This is a genomic window from Salinimicrobium oceani (genome assembly GCF_012037645.1).
The window spans coordinates 1-362 of record NZ_JAAVJR010001083.1 but is presented as its reverse complement, the minus strand read 5'-3'; the positions used below and the strand labels follow the sequence as shown (position 1 = coordinate 362).

Here is a 362-nt window from a genome sequence, read left to right as displayed (position 1 = left end):
GATCTTCCTGGTTAGTGGTCACTTTTAGTCCGTCGTATTCCTCCACCATGGTATTTAGATGGATCTGCACTCCTAACTCCTTCAGAAATTTTTCGGCTTTAGCTGATGCTTTTTCACTCATGGGTGGCAGCACCCTGTCCAGTCCTTCTACAAGGTGGATCTCCATTTCGTTGGGATCAAGGTCCCTAAAGTCCCTGGGAACAATATGGTTCCTAACTTCAGCAATGGCGCCGCACAATTCCACTCCTGTAGGCCCGGCTCCTGCAATTACGAAGTTGAGGAGCATTTTCCTTTTTTCAGGATCTTCGGTGATCACTGCCTGTTCCAGGTTTTCTAAAATAAGACTCCTGATGTTCAAGGCC

1 protein-coding gene is annotated in these 362 nt (G+C 47.2%); it reads right to left on the bottom strand.

The annotated features are described in order from the left end of the window. A partial coding sequence (locus HC175_RS20885; RefSeq protein WP_168139902.1) for an FAD-dependent oxidoreductase occupies window positions 1–362 on the bottom strand: 362 nt, incomplete at both ends.